The following is a 26,507-nucleotide window of genomic DNA, read 5'->3' as shown; positions in this document are numbered from 1 at the left end:
TTCAATCAAAACTTTCTTTTGAATAACTTCTGTATAAGGTCATTTCTCTTCAGTCGCTGAAGAGATTTGGTAATTTGCTGACGATATTCCGGCTTATACCAGAAGAAAAACTGTCTCTGAGCCAGTTTCTGTTCCTTTGTTTTTGCTGTATATACTTTCTCCAGTGTGTATGGATGATATCCCGTATAATACATCTCCGTAGCAAGAGTCATCGGAGTAGGAGTGAAATCCTGCACCTGCTCAAGCTGGAAATGCAAATCCTTTGTAATGACAGCAAGTTCAGCCATGTCGCTTTCCGTACATCCCGGATGGCTTGATATGAAATAAGGAATCAACTGTTGTCTCATTCCTTTCTCCTTATTTATACGGTCGAATATCCTTTTGAATTGCTCGAATAATTTGAACGAAGGCTTTCGCATTTGTTTCAGCACCTCGTCCTGTGTATGCTCAGGAGCAACTTTCAGTCTTCCTGAAACGTGTCTGGAAATCAATTCTTCTGTATATTGGTGTGCTGATTTGTTTAGCTTTTCGTCATCATAGCGATGCAGAAGAAGGTCGTACCTCACGCCACTGCCAATATATGAATGTTTTATACCAGGCAACTTATCCACTTCCTTATATATTTCAAGTAGAGGAGAATGGTCTGCATTCAAATTCTTGCAAACAGTAGGAGATATGCACGAAGGCTTTTTGCATTTCGCACAAATATCAGTATTCTTTCCTCTCATCTTATACATGTTTGCTGAAGGACCACCCAAATCACTCAGATTACCTTTGAAATCTTCCATCTGTGTGATAGCCTTTACTTCACGCAAAATAGATTCCTTGCTTCTGGATGCAATAAATTTCCCCTGATGTGCAGATATAGTACAGAAAGCACATCCGCCAAAACATCCGCGATGGATATTAACCGAGAATTTTATCATTTCGAAAGCCGGAATCACTTTACCCTTATATTTCGGATGAGGCAGGCGAGTGTAAGGCAAATCAAAAGATGCGTCAATTTGCTCTTCCGTCATAGGAGGGAACGGAGGATTCACAACCAAAGCCTGTTTGCCTACACGCTGGATGATTCTTTTTGCATTCAGTTTGTTGGATTCTTCTTCAATATGTCTGAAATTCTTAGCCTGCTTCAGCTTGTCTTTCAAACATTCTTCGTGGGAGAAAAGAACAATGTCGTCATCTCCAGCTTTTATGTCTGAAGATAAATAAACTGTTTGAGGAATATCCTTTATATCCTTGAAAGGAATACCGGACTTTAATTTATGAACAAGCTCTTTCAGAGGCAATTCTCCCATGCCATAAATCAACAGGTCTGCCGGACTGTCAATGAGTATGCCCGGACGAAGTTTGTCCTGCCAATAGTCATAATGAGTAAGTCTGCGCAGTGATGCTTCAATACCACCAAGAACCACTGGAACGTCAGGATAAAGTTCCTTAAGTATTTTCGTATATACAATGCTCGGATAGTCCGGTCTCATTCCGGCACGTCTGTCCGGAGTGTATGCATCGTCACTTCTTAATCTTTTGTTGGCAGTGTAGTGATTTATCATCGAGTCCATCGCACCTGCCGACACACCAAAGAATAATCTCGGAGCACCAAGTTTCTTGAAGTCTCGGAAATCTCCACGCCAATCCGGTTGTGGAACAATCGCTACTCTCAATCCCTCAGCCTCAAGCGTTCTGCCCACAACGGCAGCGCCAAATGAAGGATGATCAACGTAGGCATCTCCACTGAAAATAATCACGTCGATATAATCCCATCCACGTGCTTCAACTTCTTTTTTTGTTGTAGGCAACCATGCCTCTGTTTTGAAAGATTTCATGGTGGCAAAGGTAGGGATTTATATAAAAATTATCAATATTTCGTCCGAAAGCAATTCGTTTTCCTTCCGTAAGTAATTTGATTTTCTTCCGAGAGAAAATATATTTTCTTCCGTAAATATTTCAGATTACATTCGGATGAAAATGGAGCAATTATTTTTACCGGTTATTTCCGAAAAAAGGTCGGCATCTTTTTCCGGAAACACTACCATGTTTTCAAGAAAAGATGCCGACCTTTTTTCAGAATAATACGGTCTTAATTCCGTAATTATTATTTTAACCTGTATTATACAGTGTTTTTTACTTTTCCTAGTTTCACAATTCTCTTATATTCTTGATAGACAAGGAGAAGATGTGAATCTTGAACACTTTTTAATATTTGGCGATTAATCCAAATCAACAACTGTAATACCTGCGCCTCCAAACTGAACATGTTCGTCCTGGAAATGTCTCACTCCTGGAACTGTTCTCAGATATTCGCGAATCAATTGTCTCAAAATGCCAGTTCCTGTTCCATGTAGGATTCTCACCCTTGAAGCGCCGACCTGAATAGCATCGTCGATAAAATATGTGACAGCCTGCAGAGCTTCGTCGCCTCTCATGCCTCGGACATCAATGTCCTGTTTGAAATTCAGTTTCTTTTCGTGCATTTCGTCAGTAGTATGTGCACTGACAAAGGTACTTTTTTGAATTTCGCGCTTGATTTGTCCTTTGCTGACTTTTTCCAGTCTGTCAATCTTGATTGTACTCTTTATCATTCCAAAAGCAACAGTTACTTGCTTGTCCTGAATGTCGATTACAGTGCCGGCTGAAGTCTGACCTTTGATACGAACATTATCTCCAATCTCAATAACGTCCTTGTTGAAAGTCTGCTGGCTTGATGAAGTCTTTTGCTTTTGCTCTTTTCGTTCTTTTCTTTCCTTGAGCTTTTGCATTTTACGAGCTATAGCATCGTTCTCTTCCTTCTCGTTTGCCACAGAAGCCTTGAAATCCTCGAAACTCTTGCGTGCAATTTTAGTTTTTTCCTTTTCTGCCTGAGCTTCTTTGATTTCACGGATAGTATTTTCTATTCGTGCATTTGCTTCCTGAAGGATTTTTGCAGCTTCAGCCTTAGCCTGGCGCATAATTTCCTTTCTTTGGCGATTCACTTCCTCAAGGTCTTTTTCGTATTTTGCAGTTATATCTTCAAGCTTCTTTTCTCTCTGGCGTATATTTTGTCTTTTGGTTTCCCAGTAACGCTTGTCTCTAACGATATCCTGAAGGTATTTATCTGTCTCAATATATTGAGTGCCGACTTTCTGCGAAGCGTCTGCAATGACATCTTCCGGCAATCCGATTTTGCGTGCAATTTCAATTGCAAATGAACTTCCCGGATTTCCAATAGATAATTTGAAAAGAGGCTGCATCAGATGGCGGTCATACAACATCGCGCCATTGATTATGCCCGGCGTATCTTTGGCAAAATGCTTAAGATTCTGATAGTGTGTCGTTACGATACCAAAGCTTTTGCTCTTGTTGAATCTGTCCAACAAAGCTTCAGCTATGGCGCCACCGATTTGAGGCTCAGTTCCACCGCCAAACTCATCTATAAGAAGTATTGTCCTGTTGTTGCAGTTTTTTACGAAATACTTCATGTTTGTCAGGTGAGAAGAATATGTACTCAAGTCATTCTCAATACTTTGCTCGTCGCCAATATCAATGAAAATATTATCGAATATTCCCATTCTTGAGCTTTCATGAAGCGAAACAAGCAAACCGCACTGCATCATATATTGCAACAGACCGACAGTTTTCAGACACACTGATTTACCTCCGGCATTTGGTCCGGAAATCAGAAGTATTCTGTTCTCATCATTGAGCTCGATATCCAAAGGAACAACTTGTTTGTTCTGTTTTTTCAGAGACAGATATAATATAGGATGTATGGCATTTGCCCAGTCAATCTGCTGTTTGTCTTCAACAATAGGGCGTATTCCATTCATAACCTGAGCAAACATAGCCTTTGCTCTGATAAAGTCTATCTCTGCAAGAAAACTATATGATTGGAGAATTTCAGGAACAAGCGGGCGTACTTCATTTGTGAAGTCTGTAAGAATGCGAATTATTTCCCTTCTTTCTTCGCCTTCAAGTTCACGAATTCTGTTGTTTGCTTCAACAACAACTTCAGGCTCGATGAAAACAGTTTTTCCGCTGGCAGATTCATCATGCACGATACCACGGATTTTGCGCTTGAAGGCAGGGACAACCGGAATCATCAGTCGTCCGTCACGCATAGTCGGTGTTACATCCTTCTCAACGAAACCTTCACTCTGTGCACTTCTGAGAATAGCTTGCAGACTCTTGGAAATGCCACTCATCGTTATAGTCATCTCACGTCTGATTGTCTGCAATTCAACAGACGCAGAGTCTTTTACTTTCCCGAATTTATCTAGAATACTGTCTATTCTGTTGATTAGTTGAGGGAAAAGAACAGTTTCGCCAGCCAGCGCAGTTAGTGCCGGATAGCGTATTTCTTCACTTTCATCCGAAGGACGCAAAAATCTTACAATATCGGAAATAGTCTGTAACGAACGTTTCAAGTCGAAAAGCTCACGTTCGTCCAACCAAGTTCCTTCAGGCTTGATTCTTTTTAATGAATAACGAACATCGAAGAAAAAGTTTGCGGGAAAGTCGTCTTCTCCTTCAAGAATGGAAACAAACTCCGCTACTTGATCCAGTTTTTCATTGATAAGAGCATAATTGTTCAGGAAACTCATTTCATCAACAAGTTCCTTTCCAAGTGTACTCAGGCATTTTTCTGAAATAAGAAGACGGACTTTATCAAAGCCCGTCTTTTGTTCGAAATTATATGGATATATCATTATCGTATTTCTATAGTCATCTCTTTTCTAACGGTTGGACGGATAGTATATTCCTTTTCTGTCTTACCTCGTCTAACCTTGAATGTACAGGCGTTATTGCCGGTCGGATTTATATAAGGCGCATAGTTGAACAAATATGCAAATGCACTACGGCTGTTTTTCTTGTTTATCGCATTTGATACATCAATATAATTAAATGTATCCCAATACATACAGCGAGTGAATCCGTTGGCATCAGTAAACACAGTCTTTGTGTCTCTATACTTCATTGTGTTTGTAATAAACTGTTTGTAAGCAGCTGTGAATTCTTCTGCTGAATATTCCATGCTTTGGTTACCGATTTCTTCTACAACATCTTTTGCTCTTATTCCAGCTTCATATGCAGGAGAGTTTCTGTCAACACTTACTATTTGACTCAGATTGTCAATGTTGTAATTGATACCGGTGTAGTTATAACTTTTCTGATTGATATAGAAAGTTACATTATTTGTATATTTCACATAAGGATATTGCATACACATCAACGGAGTGTGAATCTGCGCATATTCATCCAACTGGAAAGGCTCGTCCAACATTTCGTTAGATTCGCATTCCCATAAAATTCTTCCAGGAACTTCTTTCTGGTCGATTAATCTGAAACCATATTGCAATAGGTAAGGAGCTTCAGCTTCGGATGCAGAAATATTCAAAAATGGGAAATCCATCATCTTTTTATGAATAGAGCTGTATCTCATCGGACGTTCCTTGTTTACCACCACTTGGTTATGTCCTACATAATTAGGGTTTTTGTCGAAGAAGTAGAAAGTCTGGATAATCATGTCCGGATTTTCAGTGTCAACTTCAAGGCCTTTGGCTATCAATTCTTTCTCGATGGAGTTGTTTATTGCAGACTCAAGTCTTCTGTTGCTCTCGTCGATAGGAGAGAAGGCGAAAGTCTTGTAGTTAGCGAAATCAACTTCATCAGCAGTTACAGTTGTCTTGAACGGACAAGTGAATTTTCTTTCCGAAGTTGTTTCAAGGCTATACATACAGAAAGCCGAAGCCAATTGCTCTTCTGTAATAGCATTCGACTTCTTGCATTCTTTTCTTACAATAACTTCTCTAGTAGGGTTCTGAATATTAGATATTATCAGAACAATATCATTTTTCCCTTCCGGATTCATCAGGCTGGATATTTCTGCTTCAGTAAGGTCTGCGATTTTGTAACCGTCAATCTCCTCAATGATATCACCAGGCTTTATCCCTGCTCTTTCTGCCGACGAATAAGGATTGATTGTCGTAACAACAGGTTTGTTGAATCCCCAATTTTTACTTTTACTGATATCATAAGAGAATCCAGACCGGCAAACAGTTTGAACTTGCTTCTTTTGTGCCGGAGCTGCAATTGCTGCAATTAGGAAAACGGAGAGGAAAAAATGTTTCATATATATAGATATAGATAACTTATTGAATAAATAATTTAATTCAAGTTTCACAAGCTCAACTTTCAGTAACGATTTAACAAGTAAATAATAAGTAGATATAGTTCTTAATAATTAAATGCTAAGTGACAATCGTTTGACCTTGTCAACTTTACTATTGAGCAATCAGGAAACTTCAATAAATAATAAAAGCTGAAGAGCATATTGCAGGCTTATATCACCTTGCAATATACGCTTCAGTCTTATATATAGTAATTACTGTTTTCCTTCAGTAGTTACTTCTTTGTTGATTTTCTTAATCATACCCTGTAGAACAGCACCCGGACCAAGTTCGATGAAATGATCTGCACCGTCAGCAATCATATTCTGAACAGACTGAGTCCAACGTACTGGAGCTGTAAGCTGAGCAATCAAGTTAGCCTTGATAGTATCAGGACAAGTTTCAGCTTTAGTTGAAACATTCTGATAAATTGGGCAAGTAGGAGCGCTGAAAGTTGTAGCTTCGATAGCTGCAGCTAATTCAGCACGTGCAGGTTCCATCAGCGGAGAATGGAATGCACCACCAACTTTCAGTTTCAATGCACGTTTTGCACCAGCAGCCAAAAGTTTTTCGCAAGCAGCTTCAATACCAGGAACAGTTCCTGAGATTACAAGCTGACCCGGGCAATTGTAGTTTGCACAAACAACAGTTTCGTCAGTGATTGTTGCACAGATTTCTTCAACTTTTTCATCTGGCAAAGCCAAAACAGCAGCCATAGTTGAAGGTGTCATTTCGCATGCTTTCTGCATTGCCATTGCACGCTTAGATACAAGTTTCAAGCCGTCTTCGAAAGAAAGAGCTCCTGAAGCAACCAAAGCAGAGAATTCACCCAAAGAATGACCTGCAACCATATCAGGCTGGAATTCTTCACCTAAAGTTTTAGCCAAAATAACAGAGTGAAGGAACACAGCAGGCTGAGTAACTTTTGTCTGTTTCAGATCTTCATCTGTGCCGGCAAACATAAGGTCAGTTATGCGGAAACCTAAAATATCGTTAGCCTTTTCAAACAACTCTTTAGCAAGAGGATTGTTTTCGTACAGGTCTTTTCCCATTCCTACGAATTGGGCTCCCTGTCCTGGAAATACATAAGCTTTCATGTTTCTAATTCTTTTCTAATTTTAGTTTTTTAAGACGTTGCAAAGGTAATAAATTTAAAATAATATGATGATAATTCATTTCAAATTGTATCTTTGCCATCGTTTTATCAAGATATATTAACTATATAAAATTTATAATATCATGAACGAATTGCTATTTTTAGGAAACCTTGGTACAGGTGAAATTATCATTATCGCATTGATAGTGTTGTTGTTATTTGGTGGTAAGAAAATTCCTGAGTTGATGAAAGGCTTGGGTAAAGGAGTGAAAAACTTTAAAGACGGAGTGAAAGGTCTGGAAGACGAAATTAAAGTTGACGATACAGAAAAAAAATAAAAAAGAATGGAACAGCAAGATGAAATGTCCTTCTGGGATCACCTGGAAGAACTCCGCTGGACTCTGTTTCGTTCCATTTTAGCGCTCTTTGTTTTTGCGATAGGCAGTTTTGCCTTTATGCGTGATATTTTTGATCGCGTCATATTGGCTCCTTGCTCTTCCGATTTCATATTTTACCGTTGGTTGTGTGCATTGAATGAATGGCTTCGCGACATCAGCCCTTATGTTGATGTGCTGCCGGACTTCTGTAATGACAATTTCCATGTTGAGATTTTCAACATCAGGTTGGCATCACAGTTCTTCACTCACATGACAACTTCTTTTTGGCTGGCTCTTGTATTGACATTCCCTTATCTAATGTGGGAAATCTGGAAATTCATCAGTCCTGCCTTGTATGAAAACGAGAAGAAGAATGTTCGATGGGTATTTTTCTTTGGTACATTGATGTTCTTCTTGGGTTGTGCAGTCGGTTATTTCGTGGTTTTCCCGATGACTCTGCGTTTCCTTGCAACATATCAGCTTAGTGCCAGTATCATAGAACAAGTATCCTTGGATTCCTACATGGACAACTTCCTGCTGCTCATCTTCGTTATGGGCGTAGTGTTTGAGATGCCTTTGGTATCGTGGCTGCTTTCTAAATTAGGCTTTTTGCATCGTGGATTCTTCCATGAATATCGCCGTCATGCAATTGTCGGTTTGCTGATTGCTGCAGCATTCATCACTCCAAGTAGCGATCCGTTTACGCTGAGTGTAGTGTTCTTCCCGTTATACGGATTATATGAACTGAGCGCATTCTTTGTGCGTCCTGCCCCGAAAGATGATGATGATGAGGCGGATGCTGATGAAAATGAAGAATGATTCTGAGACTGTCGGTATCGGATAAATAAAAGGCTGTGTTGAAATTCTCAACACAGCCTTTTTTGTTCATATTACATACTAATCTTAAATAAAATCATTCAGCTCTTTTATTTCTGCGGAAATAATGCTTTGTTTCTCTAACCAGAACTTTTGTCCCTAGCCAAACTCCGGTAATTGATACGATAAATCCGCCAATCATCAGCATCCACATGACAATTTTCCATACCAAAGGATTTTTTACCAGGAATAAAAGTTTCAGACGATGAAATGCCGGATAAACCCAGTGATTGAAACGATATGAATCGTCAACATATTTTATCTGGGCATTTCCCGGTTTTATGTAATAACAACTATTGTCGCAATTCTCAATTTCAACTTTCCACACCGGAAGCGCAAGTTTTACTCTCGACAGATAATATGTGTCATATTCATCCATAAGTGAAATCTTTATGTCTTTTTCATTATGGACATTCTTTATTTCAGAAAGCACATCCTGCTCGGACAGATGCAACTCTTTGGGCTCTGTGTCTCTCGCATCAATATAATATATATTATCCGAAGTATATATTTTATAGAATGGCAGCGAGCCAAAGTTGTTCCATTCGATTTGCTTTATCTCTTTTCCTAGTGAGCCGGCAGCAATTCTGTAGTCAATGGAATACGACTGTAAATCCGGCCGATTTTCCGACAGCCTTTTCACCGGGTCAAAACCCAACTTTGGTTTCACAACCCAATCCATTGAACGGGCAAGAGACATCATTCCGCTGAAACAAAATAAAAATACAGTTATGCCGAACACCAAACCATAAATATGATGCCATCTGTATGCTTTTTTCTTAAACGGAGTGATTGACCTGTTTTTCCCCGAATAACGAATCACCCTGAAACCTCTGTAAATGCCGAAAATACACATTATGCAACCAAGTCCGGAAAGGAAAACAACTGTGTTGCTCCACAACTCAACATCCTGGCGCAGACGAGTGAAATAAACCCAGTGCGGAATCGCTCCCAGCCATGCCCAGAATCGGCTTTCACTTGTGGTGTGCTGCAACACTTTTCCGCTTTTCGACGAAATATAAAGCTGTTGCTTTTCTGCATCAGCAAAGTGGAATTTGTAAATAGGAAATTCCTCTCTTAATTTCCCGAAAGGAATCCATTGTTCCAGTTCGTACAACGTGTCAATCCTTGCTATCGGAGCATTGCACCATCTTTGAGCCGTCATCCTGATAGTATTGCCGTTTATTTCAGGTAACGACTGTAGTGAATCTGCGGGAATATCAAATGTTCCTGCATCAGTTTTGACATGAAAGAAAGTTTGCCCCAGAACACAATCTACATACAAACTTTTTATCGAAGCATTTCCCGGCAATTCTTCGGTGATAATATTTATATCCGGAAGATGGCGCAAATCAATATTGTCTTTCTTCCTTATTGTTTCATTGCTGGTTACACGCGGAAATCTGTGATAAACCATTACCAATCCGGAGAAAAACCAAACAGCCATCAATGCACTTAGCAATGTGCCGAGGATTTTGTGTATTTTACTTGATACAGACATCTCTTTTATAATTTATAAGCTATGGAAACCTGGAAATTCCTTGGCATACTTGGAACCAACTGATTTCCTAATGCCTGGTTGTAATAACTGTTGTTGAACAAATTGTTTACATTCAAAGTCAGACGGATATTCTGGTTTATTGTGTATGACGCGCCGCAATCTGTCAGCCAATAAGGATTGAACCACATAGAATTTGCCGTATTTCTATACACCTTTCCAGTATAGTTCGTGCTCAAATGGAATTCCAGGTTCTTGAATAAACCTTTAGGAATGGTGTAGCTTCCGTAAGCATAAAACGTCTGGTCAGGAATATTAGTCTGCCAGTTTCCTTTCTGGCTGTTAAGATTTTCCTTTGTCTCGTCAGGATTCGAGCCATAAATCGCATCAGCAAGAGTTTTATCCTTTACTTCTTTCATCTCACGTATTTTAGATTCATTCATGCTGTAACCGACAGTTATTCCTAAAGAATGAACAGGCGTCACCGTAACTTCTACATCAAAACCTTTCGAATCCTGAACACCGACTTGTCCGATGATGTTCTTTTCAACATCGTTTTCCGTGTAGCCGGTCAGCAATGTAGCCGTGCTGTTCATCTTGCGAATATAGAAAACACTGGCATTTGCATGAAGAATATTCCCCAAACTGTATTTTACGCCGGCTTCAGCCTGATAACCGTTTTCCGGCTTGAACACTTCTCCATTTTGCGAAGCATTATATCTTTCACCGTTTGCGTCGATATAAATCACATTATCCTGATAGAATGTTCTGATAGGCTTGAAGAATGAAGCGAACGAAGCATACAGAGAAGTGTTCGGGTGAGGAAGATAAACCGCACCGAAACGATAAGTCAAAGCCTTATTCAATATTCTGCTGAAACTTCCGTGACTGTCATATTCTCTGTATCCGGTCGGAGTTTCTGCCTTTGCAGACAGATAACGGAAGAAATCACCACGGAGAGCAACCAGAACTTTCAGCTTTTCACTCAAATCCAATAAATCCTGGATATAAAGGCTGTTGGTGTAATGATGCGTTACTGTGGCAGAAGAGAACTTGCTTGTCATATATCCCATACTTTGCGGATTATAAACCGAAACGTGAGAATATAATCCCGGCCCTTGGACATCGTCGCCCAAATTATATCCTGTGTAACTTGTACGGTTGAAAGCCACAAATGAATATCCACCCATGTAATTGTGTTTTATATTTCCGGTATGGAAATTCCCGCTCAACTCAAGCGTATTTCCAACCGTGTTCGATACGTGCGAGAAGCGGAGAGGAAAAGAAAGATAAACACTGTCGAGGCAGATATATTGCTTTTCTCCGTTGCTTTTCAGATAATAATGATTGTATATAGGCTCGCTGCTTTCCAGATAATCAAGAGATTCCGTGCCGAAATAATTTATATCGTCTGCTGAGAAAGAAAGTCTGTCCGTGAGCTTCATATTTTCCGAGAATTTATGGACATATTGAGCCGAAATATTCCATCCTCTGTTATAAAAGAAATCAGATTCGTTGTTATATCTTGCTTCTTTGTCCAGTCCCGGCAGCATCTCATTCTTCTTCAGATATAGCTTATTGTCCGACACGTTATAAATATCGTCAGTCATTACATCCGGCAAACCAATTTCCGTTCCATAATAATCCCGGTTGAATCCGGCACGCAAGTCAACTATATCTTTTTCTGATAATTTGGCATTCAGGGCAAGATAACCCGAGAATCTTTTGTTTCCCGTGCTGCGCCAGCCTTCCTGGTCCGAATAGTTTATATTAGCATAATAATTCACCGGGCCGGCAATTTTTCCGCCCATGCCGAAAGTGGCTTCTTTGCTGTCGTAACTTCCGTATGCCACACGAGCATTTACGGTTTGCTTTTCTGTCGGAGCTTTTCTTACGATATTCAGAACACCGCCCACGGCAGAATGTCCGTAAAGCACTGATGCCGGACCTTTCAGAAGCTCAATAGATTCGACAGACGAAAGGTCTGGAACCGGATATGAATTGCTTATTCCCGAACGTTCATCCCTAATTCCGTCAATCATCATAACCGCATGGTCAAAACCTCTGACCGAAATCTGTTGGAAAGCTCCGTATGATGTCTGGATTCTGATTCCGGGCATAAAGCGAACGGCATCCTGAATATTCCTGATTCCTCTTATCTCCAGACTTCCGGCTTCCAGAGCATTTATTGACAGAGGCAGATATTTTGAAGGAACTTCCAGTTTAGATATTTGTGGGCGAGGTTTACGAATGGAATTAACGACGACTTCCTGAATGTTGAATGTTGTGTCGTTGAAGTTTGTATATTCTTTCTTTTCCTGTGCGGAAAGTGTTATTGCACAAGATAATAACGGTAAAATAGTCAATAATTTTTTCATTTTTTTAAGCGTGTAAAGTTTGTGTCGGGATAAATTTTATATTTACCCCGACCAAGATAATTATATCAATAAGTAGTTATGGAATATAAATTCGAGAGGTCTGAGAATTATTTACTCTCTTCTTCGGTATATGCCTTTTTCTTATCCATGATATCAATCATTCTATGCTTTGTCATAAAACGAATATGGTCAATGAAAATATCCTGGATTTCCGGATTTTGTCCGAGTCCTTCAAGAAGAACAGTCACTTTGTAGCCCTTTTCCTCAAGTTCCTGCTTCATATCTCCGGCAATATCATTCTTGGCGTGGTCGCCGGCAACAAACATGAAAGGCAAAAGCTGCACTTCCTTTATCTTCTTCTGTTCCTGGATTCTGTCGATAGCATTGTTGAAAGAAGGATAACCTTCCACCGTTCCGACAACGAAATCCTTATGTCCGCTAGTCTGCATAACATGGTCCAGCATAGCGTATTGTGCAGTCGACGGGTCGTAAGTTCCGTGACCGACCAATATAGTCATAGCTTTTTCCTTTCCCTTCTTGGAAACTATTTCAGCAACTTTTTCATAATCTTCAACGGAATAGAGCAGAGGATTGCCCAATCTGATTTCCTTGAACAGAAATTCCATGCTGGCAATGTCTTTGCGGAGAGATTCCATTTCAACCCCGTCAATTATATTTGTCGATTGAACTATTACGTGAGTAAACCCGTCAGCTTTAAGCTGAGCCAAAGCTTCGGCAGGATTCAACTTCCTTGTTCCTCTTTTGGCAAGTCGTGCCATTATGATTCTTGAGGTATAAGCCTCTCTGATTTCAAATTCAGGGAACAATTCTTTTGCCTTTTGGTTGATTGCGTCAATAGTTAGTTGGCGAGTGTCATCATGAGTAGTTCCAAAATGAACCATAAGCAACGCAGCTTTGTCGCCTTTCTGCAGTGACGACAGCAAGTCGGAATGCACATAGTTTCCGTCACCATGAGCATTAGCCTGTGAGAATAATCCGCATGCCATAGCAAGACCTATGACAAGATTTTTTTTGATGTTCATATTATTTGTTTTATAGTAAATTAATATCCTAATCCCGGGATATGTAAATTATCCGTTAATCTTGGCAGGTTTCCTGACTCCACCTTTTGGAAATCATGCCTTCCCATTTGAAAAAACAGTGGCGATAGTGTTGATTCCCTTTTTCGATTAAGTGTTACAGTAGCGGGTACTGCTCCGGATTTTCACCGGATTCCCTTTTAAAAATGATAATCGGACGATTAATCATTTCACCAAGACGGTGCAAATATAAATAAAAAATAGAAATCAAGAAAAATTATTTTTTCTTATTTACTTCGCCAATTTGTCTATTAAATCCTGCAAATATTAATTGTGTAGCCATTAGGATTAAATATTTTCTTAAAACTAAGTCTTAGTTTTTACAAACTCAGATTTAGTTTTTGTAAACTAAGGCTTAATTTATAGAAACTAAAGCTTAGTTTTAAGAATATTTGCTTCCCTTTTGGTCTTATATCAAATATTTATATAAAGAGGAAAGAATCTAGTCGGAGGTTCAAAATCATACTTTAAACTTTATAACTCCTTATAGTTATAGAGCTTGTGAAACTTAAATAATTTACATACTGTTGTTTCACGAATTTTTAATATCTTTGCTCGATATTATGCATAGTATAAAGCAAACGATTTGATATATGGGTATTTTTAGCTTTTTCAGCAAAGAAAAAAAGGAGAATCTGGACAAAGGCTTGTCCAAGACTAAAGAAAATGTGTTTACCAAAATCACCAGAGCAATAGCCGGAAAGAGTAAGGTGGATGATGAAGTGCTTGATAATCTGGAAGAAGTTCTTATCACTTCGGATGTAGGCGTTGAGACAACTCTTAAAATCATTGACCGAATTGAAAAAAGAGTGGCAAGGGATAAATATGTCACAACTTCGGAACTGACAGCCTTGTTGCGTGATGAAATTGCCAGTCTGCTTACAGAAAACAATACTGTTGACGGTGATGGTTTCACTATCCCTGAAGATAAAAAACCATACGTTATAATGGTGGTAGGTGTGAATGGTGTAGGAAAAACTACAACTATCGGAAAGCTTGCTTATCAGTTTAAGAAAGCTGGAAAAAGCGTATATCTGGGTGCGGCGGATACTTTCCGTGCTGCAGCCGTGGAACAGCTTGTTATTTGGAGTGAGAGAGTTGGTGTGCCGGTTGTCAAACAGAAAATGGGTTCCGACCCTGCATCTGTGGCTTTCGACACATTGAGCTCAGCAAAGGCAAATGGTGCAGATGTAGTAATCATCGACACTGCCGGACGTTTGCACAATAAAATTAACTTGATGAACGAGCTTACAAAGATTAAGAACGTAATGCAGAAGGTTGTTCCTGATGCTCCGCACGAAATCCTTCTTGTTCTCGACGGTTCTACAGGTCAGAATGCTTTTGAACAGGCAAAACAGTTTACTGCAGCAACTGAGGTCAATGCTTTGGCTGTGACAAAACTCGACGGAACAGCAAAAGGCGGTGTTGTGATTGGTATTTCAGACCAGTTCCGCATTCCGGTAAAATATATCGGCTTGGGAGAAGGAATTGAAGACTTGCAGGTTTTCCGCAAGCGTGAATTTGTAAACTCATTGTTTGGAGAATAATAATGCGAAAGAATAAGGTTGACATAATTACTTTGGGTTGTTCGAAGAATCTGGTGGATTCCGAGCAGCTAATGCGTCAGTTTGCAGCAAATGGCTATAAGATAGAACACGATCCTCATAAGATTAATGGTGAGATTGTGGTTGTAAACACCTGTGGTTTCATCGGCGATGCTCAGGCTGAGTCTATTGAAATGATTCTGGATTTGGGCGAGGCAAAGAAACAGGGCAAAATCGGTAAGCTGTTTGTGATGGGATGCTTGTCGGAAAGATTTATGAACGATTTGGTGCAGGAACTTCCGGAAGTGGACAAATTTTACGGTAAATTCAACTGGAAAGAGCTAATTACTGATTTGGGAAAATCTTATCATTCGGAATTGGCGCACGAACGTATCCTGACAACTCCAAAGCATTATGCCTATCTTAAAATAGGTGAGGGTTGTAACCGAACTTGTTCTTATTGCTCAATTCCTATCATCACCGGAGCATATCAGTCTCGCCCGATGGAGGAACTTGAGCAGGAAGTCCGTTCACTTGTGAAGCAAGGCGTGAAGGAATTCCAGTTCATAGCCCAGGACTTGACATTCTATGGCGTGGATTTGTATAAGAAAATGATGCTTCCGGAGCTTGTTGAGCGTATCTCGGACATTCCTGGTGTGGAGTGGATAAGGCTGCATTATGGCTATCCGACACATTTCCCGATGGATTTGCTTCGTGTTATGCGTGAGCGCGACAATGTTTGTAAATACATGGACATTGCATTGCAGCATATCAGTGATAATATGCTGAAACTTATGCGACGCAACATCAGCAAGGAGCAGACATATGATTTGATTCGCCGCATGCGCGAGGAAGTTCCCGGCATACATTTGAGAACAACTCTTATGGTTGGCCATCCGGGCGAAACAGATCAGGATTATCAGGAGCTGGTTGATTTCACAAAAGAAATCCGTTTCGAAAGAATGGGTGCATTCGCATACAGTCACGAAGAAGGAACTTATGCCTTCAAGAATTACAAGGATGAAATTCCGGAAGATGTGAAGCAGGACAGACTGGATTATCTGATGCGTATCCAGGAACGTATATCTGCCGATGTGAACAACAGCAAGATAGGAAACACATATAAGGTGATTCTGGACCGTGAGGAAGACGACTTCTATATCGGACGTACAGAATATGATTCTCCGGAAGTTGACCCGGAAGTGCTTATTACTAAAGACAGAGAGCTTGTGCCAGGCAATTTCTATAATGTGGAAATTGAAGACGCGCAGCCTTTTGAAATTTACGGAAAGGTGAAAATATGAAACACAAAGAATTGATAGCCGAGCTTGCCGAGCGTATGCAATGGACTCCGGAGGAGGTGCAGGATGTACTTTCTGCATTTAGCTCGGAAGTCGGTTCTCGATTGGTTGACAATGATATAGTTTATCTGCAATATTTCGGTCAGTTTGAATCGCGGAAGAAGGCAGAAAGGATTTCTGTTAACCCGGCTAATGGAAAGCGCTATCTGGTCCCACCTAAATTAGTGCCGGTTTTTAAGCCCGGAACCACAATAAAGAACAAGTTAAAAACATTAGAACAGGATGAATAACCGACTTACAATAAAAGAATTGGCTTCGATGCTTGCGGTCCGTACCGGACGGGACAAGGAGGAAATGGAACGTTTTCTCCGTGAATTTGTCGCGCTCGTTTCCGAACATGTGTTTATTGATAAGGTGGTTAAGATTAAGGGATTGGGTGCTTTTAAGATTATAACGGTGGAGAAACGTGAGAGCATCCATGTTAATACCGGAGAAAGAATAGAAATCCCGGACCATTATAAATTTTCATTCGTGCCGGACAAAGAACTGAAAGATATTGTCAACAAACCATTCTCCTTTTTTGAGACTACAGAAATCAATGAAGGAGTTCAATTCCCTGACTTGGCTGAATCGTCAGAACCAATGGAAGACGAATCTTCAGTAGAAGAGGAAGAAGAGGAAACATTGCGCCCGGAAACTGAAACTGAAGAAAATGTTACTTCTCCAGAAGAACAGCATGTTGATGAAACAGTTTCAGACGACAATGAGCAAAACTTTGCTGAAGAAGTAGAACCGGAAATTGAAACTGAAGAAGTTACCCATCATTCCGACGTGGAAGAAGAAACAGCTCCGGATAATATACCAGAGCCGGAAAGCAATGTTGAGGAAGTTGTGGAAGAGGTCCGCAACGAGGAACCAGAAGAAGTTCCTGAACTTCCGGCAGCAGAAGAAGCGTCGCATGAAGAAGAAATACCCGTAGAAGAAGAAACTCCGCAGCCAAATGAAGTCCCGGCTGCCGTTCCGGAAGAGAAATCTGAAATGCCGCAACCGAAGAAGAAGAATAAATCATTGCAAATGCTGGTTGCATTTTGGATTGTAGTTTTTGTTGTCGGAATATCCGTGTATATATATAATAATGTATATAGCGGGGAAGAAGTTCCTTCAGTTGAAACAACTGAAAAGCCGGCAGTCGTTCCTGAAACAGTAATTCCGGATACGCTTGATGTTGAAGAAGAAAAAGCAGATACGGCTGCCTTCGTTCCGGACACAGTTAAAGCCGCAGATATTTTTTCTGAAACGGAAGAAGTGAAACAGCCGGCAAATAACACGAAGGAAATAGGAAAAGACACTATTGCCCATGGTGACAGGCTCACTGTTATAGCACTGAAATATTATGGACATAAGATATTCTGGGTATATCTTTATGAATATAACAAAGCAGTGATTGCAGACCCGAACAATGTTCCGATAGGAACGGAGATAAGGATTCCTGCACCGGAACTGTATGGAATAGACGCGTCAAGTGCAGAGTCAAGAGAAAAGGCTGCTGCCTTGCAAAGTGAGATTCTTACAAAAAAATATTAATATATCAGTCATTTTATAATATGATAAACAAAGGAAATGTATAGTTAGTATTATTTAACGGCTAAAGTGAGCAATACGAATTTAACATTTCTAATTTTGCGCAGAAAGAAAAACAAATAACATAAAAAACTAAATTTATATGAGTCAGACAGTAGATATTCGCGAGCTGAACGAACGAATTGAAAGCAAAAGCTCATTCGTAAATATGATTACGATGGGTATGGATAAGGTGATTGTGGGTCAGAAGCATTTGGTAGAATCGTTGTTAATCGGTTTGCTTTCTGATGGCCATATTTTGTTGGAAGGTGTGCCGGGATTGGCAAAGACATTAGCAATTAAAACCTTGTCTTCATTGATTGATGCAAAATACAGCCGTATTCAGTTTACTCCGGATTTGTTGCCGGCGGACGTTATCGGTACAATGATATATAGCCAGAAGAGCGAAGAATTCCAGGTTAAGCAAGGTCCTATTTTCGCAAACTTCGTTTTGGCGGATGAAATCAACCGTGCTCCGGCAAAAGTGCAGAGTGCTTTGCTCGAAGCAATGCAGGAACGTCAGGTGACTATCGGCGAACAGACATATCAGTTGCCGAAGCCTTTCCTTGTAATGGCAACTCAGAACCCTGTTGAACAGGAAGGTACTTATCCTCTTCCAGAAGCTCAGGTGGACCGTTTCATGCTGAAGGTCATCATCAACTATCCTAAGAAAGAAGAAGAAAAGCTTATCATCCGTCAGAATATTTCTGGTGAAAAGGTAGATATTCAGCCAATTCTTACTAAAGAAGATATTATTGAAGCACGCAAGATTGTACGCGAAGTTTATATCGACGAAAAGATTGAACGCTATATCGTGGATATCGTTTTCGCAACACGTTTCCCTCAGGAACATGGTTTGCCTAATTTGGCAAATATGATTTCTTTCGGTTGTTCACCTCGTGCCTCAATCAACCTGGCTTTGGCTGCAAGAGCTTATGCTTTCATCAAACGCCGTGGATTCGTTATTCCGGAAGATATCCGTGCAGTGTGTCATGACGTTCTTCGTCACCGTATCGGATTGAGCTATGAAGCAGAAGCAAACAATTTGACAACAGAAGAAGTTATCAGCGAAATTCTGAACAAAGTTGAGGTACCTTAAAAATGGAAACAAGTGAACTACTGAAGAAAGTTCGCAGGATTGAGATAAAAACCCGCGGTCTTTCCCGCAATATCTTTGCCGGACAATATCATTCAGCCTTCAAGGGCAGAGGTATGGCGTTCAGCGAGGTGCGTGAATATCAGTTTGGCGACGATATCCGCGACATCGACTGGAATGTCACAGCCCGCTATGTGCGTCCGTATGTAAAGGTCTTCGAGGAAGAACGCGAGTTGACAGTTATGCTTCTTATCGACGTTTCCGGAAGCCGTGACTTTGGTACTGTAAATGTGATGAAGAAAGAAGTTATCACAGAAATAGCAGCAACACTGGCTTTCTCAGCTATTCAGAACAATGATAAAATCGGAGTTATATTTTTCTCTGACAAGGTTGAGAAATTTATTCCGCCACAGAAAGGAAAGAAGCATATTCTGTATGTTATCCGCGAATTGATAGACTTCCATCCGGAGGACAGGAAGACTGATATCAGTCAGGTTCTTAAATATCTGACTAATGCGATAAAGAAACGTTGTACGGCTTTCCTTATTTCAGATTTTATAAATAAAGACAGCTTCAAGGACGCGCTCACTGTAGCCAACAAGAAACACGATATGGTTGCAATACAGGTGTACGACAGAAGAGAAACTGAATTGCCTTCAGTCGGTCTGATGAAGATAAAAGATGCTGAAACAGGAAAGGAACAGTGGATTGATACTTCATCGGTCCGTGTGCGCGAAGCATATGCCAAATGGTGGTCGGAGCGTCAGAAGGTGATGGATGATACATTCAAGAAATGTCGTGTCGATTCTGTTTCCATTCGTACGGAAGACGACTATGTAAAAGCTTTAATGGCTCTTTTTGACAAACGAAACTAAAATAGTAAAGATGAAATTGTTTAAAAAAGGCATATTGTTTCTTTCAGTTTTGGCTACTCTTGCCTCCGGTAAGGTGCAGGCTCAGCAGACACTCATTGAAGTGACTGTTGACTCGGCAGCAATACTTATCGGCGAGCAGACAAAATTGCATCTGACAGTAACTACTGATAAGGATAAACAAGTGCAGATACTTGTTCCAGCAGACACATTGATGCGTGGCGTTGAGGTGCTGGAGCGTTCTAAGCCTGACACAACATTTATCGAGAACGACAGAATGTTGATTAAGCAGGATGTGCTGGTCACTTCGTTTGATTCATGTCTTTATCTGTTGCCGCCGATAAAAGTAATCGACAGAGCTGATACTGTATATTCAAACCAGGTGGCGCTGAAGGTGTCATCTGTTCCTGTGAATGTGGATAAACCTGAAGAGTTTGCTGATATTAAAGATGTATGGAAACCGCCATTCGTATGGGCAGACTATTATCCTATAATCGGCGGTATTCTGCTGGCTCTTCTGCTTATTGCTCTTGCCGTATATATTATCAAGCGTATACGTGAGCGCAAGTCGCTTATTCCATTCAAGCAGCCTGAAGAACCTAAGCTTCCTCCTTATGAGCAGGCTATCAAGGAGCTCGACGAAATCAAGCAAAACAAGTTGTGGCAGCAGGGAAAAGAAAAAGAATATCATACGTCGATTACCGACACATTGCGTAAGTACATTGTAGACAGATTCGGTGTGAACGCAATGGAAATGACATCTGCGGAAATACTTGACAGTGTCTGCAAAATAGATGATGTTGTTCCGGCTTATGATAAATTGGAACAAGTGCTTAAACTTGCCGATTATGTGAAATTCGCGAAGTTCCGTCCTCTTCCGGATGAGAATGATTTGAGTTTGATGAATGCCTATTTCTTCGTTAACCAGACAAAACCTGTTGAGTTGCCAAAGAACGACAACGACGGCAACAGCTCTGACGATAACGATGATGAGGCAAAAGAAACAACCGATAAAACAGTGAAACAGTAAAATGGTTTTTGCAAATCCAACATATTTATATTTATTGCTTTTGCTTATACCATTGATAGGATGGTACATTTATAAGCTGAGCAAGAGCCAGGCAAGTTTGCAGGTATCTTCTTCGGAAGTGTTCGAACTGCCCGAGGCTAAGTCGTGGAAAGTATATTTGCGTCATTTGCCATTTGTGTTTCGCATTGTGGCTGTGGCGTTGCTTATAGTGGTTCTGGCACGTCCGCAATCTACTAACAGTTGGCAGAACTCTTCGACTGAAGGTATTGATATAATGCTGGCAATGGATATTTCCACATCAATGCTTGCCGAAGACTTGAAGCCTAACCGATTGGAAGCATCAAAGGATGTTGCATCTTCGTTTATCAACGGCAGACAGAATGATAATATCGGACTGGTGGTTTTCGCTGCGGAAAGTTTCACACAATGTCCTTTAACTATCGACCATACAGTTCTTCTGAACCTGTTCAAGGATGTGCAGCCTGGTGTTATCCAGGACGGAACAGCCATTGGTTTGGGTTTGGCTAATGCCGTGAGCCGTATCAAAGATAGCCAGGCAAAATCAAAGGTGATAATCCTTCTTACTGATGGTGTAAACAATACCGGAGAAATTGCCCCGGTAACAGCCGCAGAAATTGCCAAGACATTTGGCGTCCGCGTCTATACTATCGGTGTGGGAACTCAGGGCGAAGCTCCTTATCCAATTCCAACTGCTTTTGGTGTCCAGTATCAGAATATCCCGGTTGAGATTGACGAAGCTGTGTTGAAACAGATTGCAGCCACAACCGGAGGCCAGTATTTCCGTGCGACCGACAATGCCAGTCTGAAGGAAATATATTCTGAAATTGACAAGATGGAGAAGACAAAGATTAGTGTTCAGGAATTCAGCAAGAAACAGGAAGAATACAAGAATTGGGCAATTCTGATTTTTGTGTTGCTTCTGCTTGAGTTATTCTTGAGAAACACTGTATTAAAAAGTATTCCTTAATATCTTAAGATTATGTTTCGTTTCGCAAATCCAGAATTTTTATACTTGCTTCTATTGTTGCCATTGGTGCTTGTGTTCTATGTTTACGCACGTTACTGGCGACGTAAGGCAATAATGAAATACGGCACACCGGCATTGCTGTCGGAGCTCATGCCGGACGTTTCGGCTTCAAGGCATCATCTTAAGTTTTGGTTGCTTTGGGGAGCTTTGGCAATGGTTATTATTGTGATGGCGGGACCACAGTTCGGTTCAAAGCTGGAAACAGTAAAACGCCAGGGCGTTGAAATTATGGTTTGTCTTGATGTTTCCAATTCAATGCTTGCTGAAGACGTTGCTCCTAACAGATTGGATAAAGCAAAGCAAATGCTTGCCAAGATTACCGATGGCCTTTCTAACGACAAAGTCGGCCTGATAGTCTTTGCGGGTGACGCATTTACCCAGCTTCCTATAACTTCGGATTATATTTCTGCAAAGATGTTCCTTTCGTCAATTAATCCGGAGATGGTTTCATCACAGGGAACTGCGATTGGCGCGGCAATCAATTTGGCTTCACGTTCGTTTACACCGAGCGAAACTTCAGACAAAGCTATTATTCTGATTACCGACGGTGAGAACCACGAGGACGATGCCGTGGGAGCAGCAAAGGCAGCTGCCGAAAAAGGCATACACGTGAATATCGTAGGTATGGGCGACCCTAAAGGCGCACCTATTCCATTGGATGGAAATAACAACTTCATGAAAGACAACTCAGGAAATGTTGTTATCACCAAGATGAACGAACAGATGTGTCAGGAGATTGCTGCGGCAGGCAATGGAATGTATGTCCGTGCGGACAATACAAACTCTGCCTTGAAAGCATTGCAGAAAGAAATTGACAAAATGAACAAATCGGAACTTGACAGCAAAGTCTATTCCGAATACGACGAGCAATTCCAGATTTTCGCATGGATTGCATTGATTCTGCTGTTGGTGGATTTCTTCACCTTGGACAGAAAGAATCATATATTTAAGAAAATTAAATTATTCTCTTGATAAAAAATGAAGCGTATGCAAAGAACTATATTATGTCTGACGGTTCTGATTCTGAGCAGCAGCTCCGTGTTTGCGCAAAAGGCAGAGAGAAAGCATGTGCGTGAAGGGAATGATTTGTATAAATCAGAGAAATTCACCGAATCGGAAATTGAATACAGAAAGGCTCTTGAAGTCAATCCCCGTTCAATTGAAGGCACATATAATTTGGGAAATTCCCTGTACAGGCAGAAAAAATTCCCGGAAGCTGCAGAGCAGTATCAGTTGCTTGCCGGTCAGAGTGAAAGATTGAAAGAAACACCCGAAGGAAAGCAGCGCCTTTCCGAAGTGTATCATAATATGGGCAATATCTTTATGAACGGTAAAGATTATGCCAAGAGTGTGGAGGCTTACAAGGAATCTCTTCGTTTGAATCCTAAAGATGATGAAACCAGATATAATCTGGCTCTTGCCCAGAAATTGCTGAACGACCAGCAGAACCAGGATCAGAGCCAGGACCAGCAGAATCAGGACAAGGACGAAAACAAGGACCAGCAAGACCAGCAGCAGCAACAACAGCAACAGCAGCAGGACAACAAGCAGAACAAGACTCAGGAGCAGGAACAGCCAAACGAACAGATGAGTCAGGACAATGCCCAGCAAATGCTTGATGCTTTCTTGCAGGACGAAAAAGACACTCAGGAAAAGGTTAAGAAGGCTCAGCAGCAGCAACAGCAGCGACGCAAGACTGAGAAACAGTGGTAACTTCTTTGCCTTGGATATTTTTATAACGAAGTAAAAGTAAATAATTAGAGTTTTGCAAGCTCAACTTGCAGGAAACAAGTTGACAAGAAAACAAGTTAACAAGAGTTTTTAGATAACAACTTATAAAGTTACAGGCTTTTTAACCTTCTAAACTTGTATCTGAGCCTTGTTAACTATTAAGTTGAGCTTGCGGAACTTAAATAAATAAAAAAACTGAATATCAATGAGAAAATTATTTTTCTTCTTTGTCCTTTTGCTTATGGTTGGTTTCACAGCCAAGGCAGCAGGCGATATTGTTTTCAAAGCTTCGGCTCCGAGTGCCGTTGCCATGGGAGAGCAGTTTCGTCTGACTTACACCGTCAATGCAGAGGCAAAGGATTTGAGAGTGCAGTCGATGCCCGATTTTGAAGTGCTTATGGGACCATCGCAGTCTGTGTCGCACAGTAGTTCATGGGTAAACGGTCAGAGTAAGAGTGAAACTACAGTTAGCTTTACTTATATTTTGATGCCGAAAAAGGAAGGAACTTTCGAGATTGCTCCGGCTACGGTAAAGGCTAATGGCGCAAACTACACGTCAAACGCTTTGACAATTAAAGTCCTTCCGGAAGACAAGACATCGAAAAACAAAACTTCGGGCGATGCCGGCTCTGCTTCGTCAATCGGAAAAGACGACTTCTTTGTGCGTATGGAAGTTTCTGACCGTAGCGTGTATGAGCAGGAAGGCTTTTTGGTCACATTCAAGCTTTATGCAGCCCGTCCATGTAACCTGAGTGGAGCCAAGTTCCCTGATTTCGCAGGATTCCTTGCCCAGGAAGTGGAATTGCCGGAGCAGAAACAGTGGGAAAAAGACAATTATAACGGACGAAATTATTTCACTGTTGTTCTGAAGCAAACAGTTCTTTATCCTCAGCGTTCAGGAAAGATTACTATCAGTCCGGCAGAGATTGATGCCGTAATTCCTGTTGCAACACAGCGAAAGGTGAGAAGTATATTTGACGACTTCTTCGATGCTTATCAGGAAGTGAACAAGAAACTCACAACAGCTTCGGCAACAGTTGATGTCAAGCCGTTGCCTTCCGGAAAACCTGCTTCATTCTCAGGTGCGGTTGGTAATTTCACTATGTCTTCAACTATAAACACAAACAGCCTGAAGGCTAATGAAGCTGTTACCGTTACAGTAAAAATCAGCGGTAACGGAAACTTGAAGCTGGTCAAGAATCCGGAAGTGAAATTCCCTAACGACTTTGATATCTATGATCCGAAAGTCGAGATAGACAGTAAAACTACTGTGTCAGGCGTGTCAGGCACCAAAACTGTCGAATATATGGCAATCCCACGATATGCAGGCGATTTTGAAATCCCGGCTATTGAATTCTCATATTTCGACACTAAATCCGGTTCTTACAAAACAATCAAATCAGAACCGTATAAATTGCACGTTGATAAAGGCGAGGGCGGAGATGCCGCAGCACCAGTTGTTTCAAACTTCAGCTCCAACAGGGAAAGCGTGAAATTCTTGGGCAAAGATATTCGCTATCTTAAGACTAAGGGATTCCATTTCACAAAGAAAGGTGAAGATGTATTCTTCGGTTCGTTCATGTACACATTGTGCTATCTTATTCCTCTGGTGTTGTTTGCAATATTCTTCGTTATCTACAGAAAGCAGATAAAGGAAAATGCAGACTTGGCACGTGTGCGTAACAAGAAAGCAAACAAGATTGCCGTAAAACGATTGAAGAGCGCCGGCAAACTGATGGCAGAAGGCAAGAAGGAAGAATTCTACGAAGAAGTTCTCCGTGCTTTGTGGGGATATCTGAGCGACAAACTTAATATCTCAAAGGCAGAGTTGACCAAAGACAATGTTGAAGCAGAGCTTGCCAAATATGGCGTTGATGAAGTTCTTATCAAAGACTTTATCGAAATCCTCAATACTTGCGAGTTCGCCCGTTACGCTCCGTCTCAGGCTCCTGATGCAATGGACAAGCTATACGGACAGACAGTTGATGCTATTGGCAAAATGGAAAATACAATTAAAAAGTGAAATTAGGTATGAGAGCAAATATTAGAATATTAATCTTTTTGTTTCTGGCTTGCATTTCTTTTCCTGCAATAGCACAGGATGCGGTTATCAAAGAAGCCGAAGTTGCCTACACAAAAGAAGACTACAATACAGCAATCGAACTGTATGAAGGCATTCTGGAGAATAACGGCGAATCTGCTGCCATCTATTATAATTTGGGAAACTCATATTACAAGTCAGGAAAGATAGCGCAGGCAATTCTTAACTACGAACGAGCTTTGCTGCTTTCACCGGCAGATGCAGACATCCGCTTCAATTTGCAGTTGGCAAAGCAAATGACAGTGGACAAGATTGAACCGCTAGGAGAATTTTTCCTCGTTAAATGGTATCATTCAATCCAGAATATTGCCTCGGCAGATGGTTGGGGACGTACAGGAATTGTCACTTTCCTTGTATTTCTGGTTTGTCTTGCAGTTTTCTTTTTCTCAAAACAGAGATTATTCAAGCAAGTCGGCTTTTATGCCGGATTATTCTTCCTGTTCGTGACAATCATGTCCAACGTGTTTGGCTCAGCTCAGAAAAGTGAGCTTACAAATCGTTCGGATGCAATAGTCTTTACTCCGACAGTAACAGTTAAAAGCTCACCGGACAATAGCGGAACAGACTTGTTTGTCATTCATGAAGGAACCAAAGTATCTGTAAAAAGCACTTTGGGCGAATGGAGCGAAATCTCCCTTGAAGATGGAAATGTGGGCTGGATGCCAAGTAAGGATATAGTAAAAATATAATTGA

At 40.8% G+C, this 26,507-nt stretch carries 21 protein-coding genes and 1 riboswitch; of the genes, 14 read left to right on the top strand and 7 right to left on the bottom strand.

Annotated elements, in window-relative coordinates; genetic code table 11:
• Positions 1 to 5 precede the first annotated feature (5 nt).
• The 4 genes from ACYIAR_RS03000 to fabD form a co-directional block, all read right to left on the bottom strand.
• Entirely contained in the window at positions 6 to 1,826 is a 1,821-nt protein-coding gene (locus tag ACYIAR_RS03000; protein WP_480332084.1) for a YgiQ family radical SAM protein, read from the bottom strand.
• Between the two features lie 384 nt (positions 1,827 to 2,210).
• Complete coding sequence (locus ACYIAR_RS02995) at positions 2,211 to 4,685, bottom strand: endonuclease MutS2 (protein ID WP_480332082.1); 2,475 nt, start codon at positions 4,683 to 4,685, stop codon at positions 2,211 to 2,213.
• Positions 4,685 to 6,109: a PDZ domain-containing protein gene (locus tag ACYIAR_RS02990; protein WP_480332080.1), complete on the bottom strand. Its 1,425-nt coding sequence runs from the start codon at positions 6,107 to 6,109 to the stop codon at positions 4,685 to 4,687. Before ACYIAR_RS02990 ends, ACYIAR_RS02995 begins: the two co-directional genes overlap by 1 nt.
• A gap of 252 nt (positions 6,110 to 6,361) precedes the next feature.
• Positions 6,362 to 7,243 (bottom strand): ACP S-malonyltransferase, encoded by an 882-nt coding sequence (gene fabD, locus ACYIAR_RS02985; protein ID WP_480332078.1) that lies wholly within the window; start codon positions 7,241 to 7,243, stop codon positions 6,362 to 6,364.
• Between the two features lie 142 nt (positions 7,244 to 7,385).
• Here fabD and tatA point away from each other — a divergent pair, with 142 nt between their 5' ends.
• Positions 7,386 to 7,580: a twin-arginine translocase TatA/TatE family subunit gene (gene tatA, locus ACYIAR_RS02980; RefSeq protein ID WP_480332076.1), complete on the top strand. Its 195-nt coding sequence runs from the start codon at positions 7,386 to 7,388 to the stop codon at positions 7,578 to 7,580.
• A gap of 6 nt (positions 7,581 to 7,586) precedes the next feature.
• Positions 7,587 to 8,438 (top strand): twin-arginine translocase subunit TatC, encoded by an 852-nt coding sequence (gene tatC, locus ACYIAR_RS02975; protein WP_480332074.1) that lies wholly within the window; start codon positions 7,587 to 7,589, stop codon positions 8,436 to 8,438.
• 94 nt (positions 8,439 to 8,532) lie between these two features.
• On the opposite strand, the gene ACYIAR_RS02970 is transcribed toward tatC, so the two are convergent.
• From ACYIAR_RS02970 to ACYIAR_RS02960, 3 genes are all read right to left on the bottom strand, one after another.
• On the bottom strand, positions 8,533 to 9,996 hold the full coding sequence (locus tag ACYIAR_RS02970) for a PepSY domain-containing protein (RefSeq protein WP_480332072.1): 1,464 nt from the start codon (positions 9,994 to 9,996) through the stop codon (positions 8,533 to 8,535).
• Between the two features lie 5 nt (positions 9,997 to 10,001).
• Positions 10,002 to 12,371, bottom strand: a complete 2,370-nt coding sequence (locus tag ACYIAR_RS02965; protein WP_480332070.1) for a TonB-dependent receptor — start codon at positions 12,369 to 12,371, stop codon at positions 10,002 to 10,004.
• 107 nt (positions 12,372 to 12,478) lie between these two features.
• Positions 12,479 to 13,414 (bottom strand): sirohydrochlorin cobaltochelatase, encoded by a 936-nt coding sequence (locus ACYIAR_RS02960; protein WP_480332068.1) that lies wholly within the window; start codon positions 13,412 to 13,414, stop codon positions 12,479 to 12,481.
• A 46-nt stretch (positions 13,415 to 13,460) separates the two neighbouring features.
• Positions 13,461 to 13,664: riboswitch (cobalamin riboswitch) on the bottom strand.
• Between the two features lie 400 nt (positions 13,665 to 14,064).
• Between ACYIAR_RS02960 and ftsY the strand changes: the two genes are divergently transcribed.
• From ftsY to ACYIAR_RS02900, 12 genes are all read left to right on the top strand, one after another.
• Positions 14,065 to 15,018 (top strand): signal recognition particle-docking protein FtsY, encoded by a 954-nt coding sequence (gene ftsY, locus ACYIAR_RS02955; RefSeq protein ID WP_480332066.1) that lies wholly within the window; start codon positions 14,065 to 14,067, stop codon positions 15,016 to 15,018.
• A 2-nt stretch (positions 15,019 to 15,020) separates the two neighbouring features.
• Positions 15,021 to 16,319, top strand: coding sequence for a 30S ribosomal protein S12 methylthiotransferase RimO (gene rimO / locus ACYIAR_RS02950; protein WP_480332064.1), 1,299 nt, complete (start codon positions 15,021 to 15,023; stop codon positions 16,317 to 16,319).
• A complete protein-coding gene (locus ACYIAR_RS02945) occupies positions 16,316 to 16,606 on the top strand; it encodes an HU family DNA-binding protein (RefSeq protein WP_480332062.1) in 291 nt (96 codons plus the stop codon). Before rimO ends, ACYIAR_RS02945 begins: the two co-directional genes overlap by 4 nt.
• Entirely contained in the window at positions 16,599 to 17,900 is a 1,302-nt protein-coding gene (locus ACYIAR_RS02940; protein WP_480332060.1) for an HU family DNA-binding protein, read from the top strand. The genes ACYIAR_RS02945 and ACYIAR_RS02940 overlap by 8 nt, the downstream gene beginning before the upstream one ends.
• 139 nt (positions 17,901 to 18,039) lie before the next feature.
• A complete protein-coding gene (locus ACYIAR_RS02935; RefSeq protein WP_480332058.1) occupies positions 18,040 to 19,035 on the top strand; it encodes an AAA family ATPase in 996 nt (331 codons plus the stop codon).
• 2 nt (positions 19,036 to 19,037) lie between these two features.
• Entirely contained in the window at positions 19,038 to 19,907 is an 870-nt protein-coding gene (locus ACYIAR_RS02930) for a DUF58 domain-containing protein (RefSeq protein WP_480332056.1), read from the top strand.
• Positions 19,908 to 19,917: 10 nt separating this feature from the next.
• A complete protein-coding gene (locus ACYIAR_RS02925) occupies positions 19,918 to 20,934 on the top strand; it encodes a hypothetical protein (RefSeq protein ID WP_480332054.1) in 1,017 nt (338 codons plus the stop codon).
• Position 20,935: 1 nt separating this feature from the next.
• Positions 20,936 to 21,922 (top strand): vWA domain-containing protein, encoded by a 987-nt coding sequence (locus ACYIAR_RS02920; protein WP_480332052.1) that lies wholly within the window; start codon positions 20,936 to 20,938, stop codon positions 21,920 to 21,922.
• A gap of 12 nt (positions 21,923 to 21,934) precedes the next feature.
• Positions 21,935 to 22,954: a VWA domain-containing protein gene (locus ACYIAR_RS02915; RefSeq protein ID WP_480332050.1), complete on the top strand. Its 1,020-nt coding sequence runs from the start codon at positions 21,935 to 21,937 to the stop codon at positions 22,952 to 22,954.
• A gap of 6 nt (positions 22,955 to 22,960) precedes the next feature.
• Positions 22,961 to 23,695 (top strand): tetratricopeptide repeat protein, encoded by a 735-nt coding sequence (locus tag ACYIAR_RS02910; RefSeq protein ID WP_480332048.1) that lies wholly within the window; start codon positions 22,961 to 22,963, stop codon positions 23,693 to 23,695.
• Between the two features lie 223 nt (positions 23,696 to 23,918).
• Positions 23,919 to 25,736: a BatD family protein gene (locus ACYIAR_RS02905; protein ID WP_480332046.1), complete on the top strand. Its 1,818-nt coding sequence runs from the start codon at positions 23,919 to 23,921 to the stop codon at positions 25,734 to 25,736.
• Between the two features lie 8 nt (positions 25,737 to 25,744).
• Positions 25,745 to 26,503, top strand: a complete 759-nt coding sequence (locus ACYIAR_RS02900) for a tetratricopeptide repeat protein (RefSeq protein ID WP_480332044.1) — start codon at positions 25,745 to 25,747, stop codon at positions 26,501 to 26,503.
• Positions 26,504 to 26,507 lie beyond the last annotated feature (4 nt).

The sequence above is a fragment of the Parabacteroides sp. KHUB-01 genome (assembly GCF_056640935.1).
The sequence above is the reverse complement of the archived record's forward strand: the minus strand, read 5'-3'. Positions and strand labels throughout refer to the sequence as shown.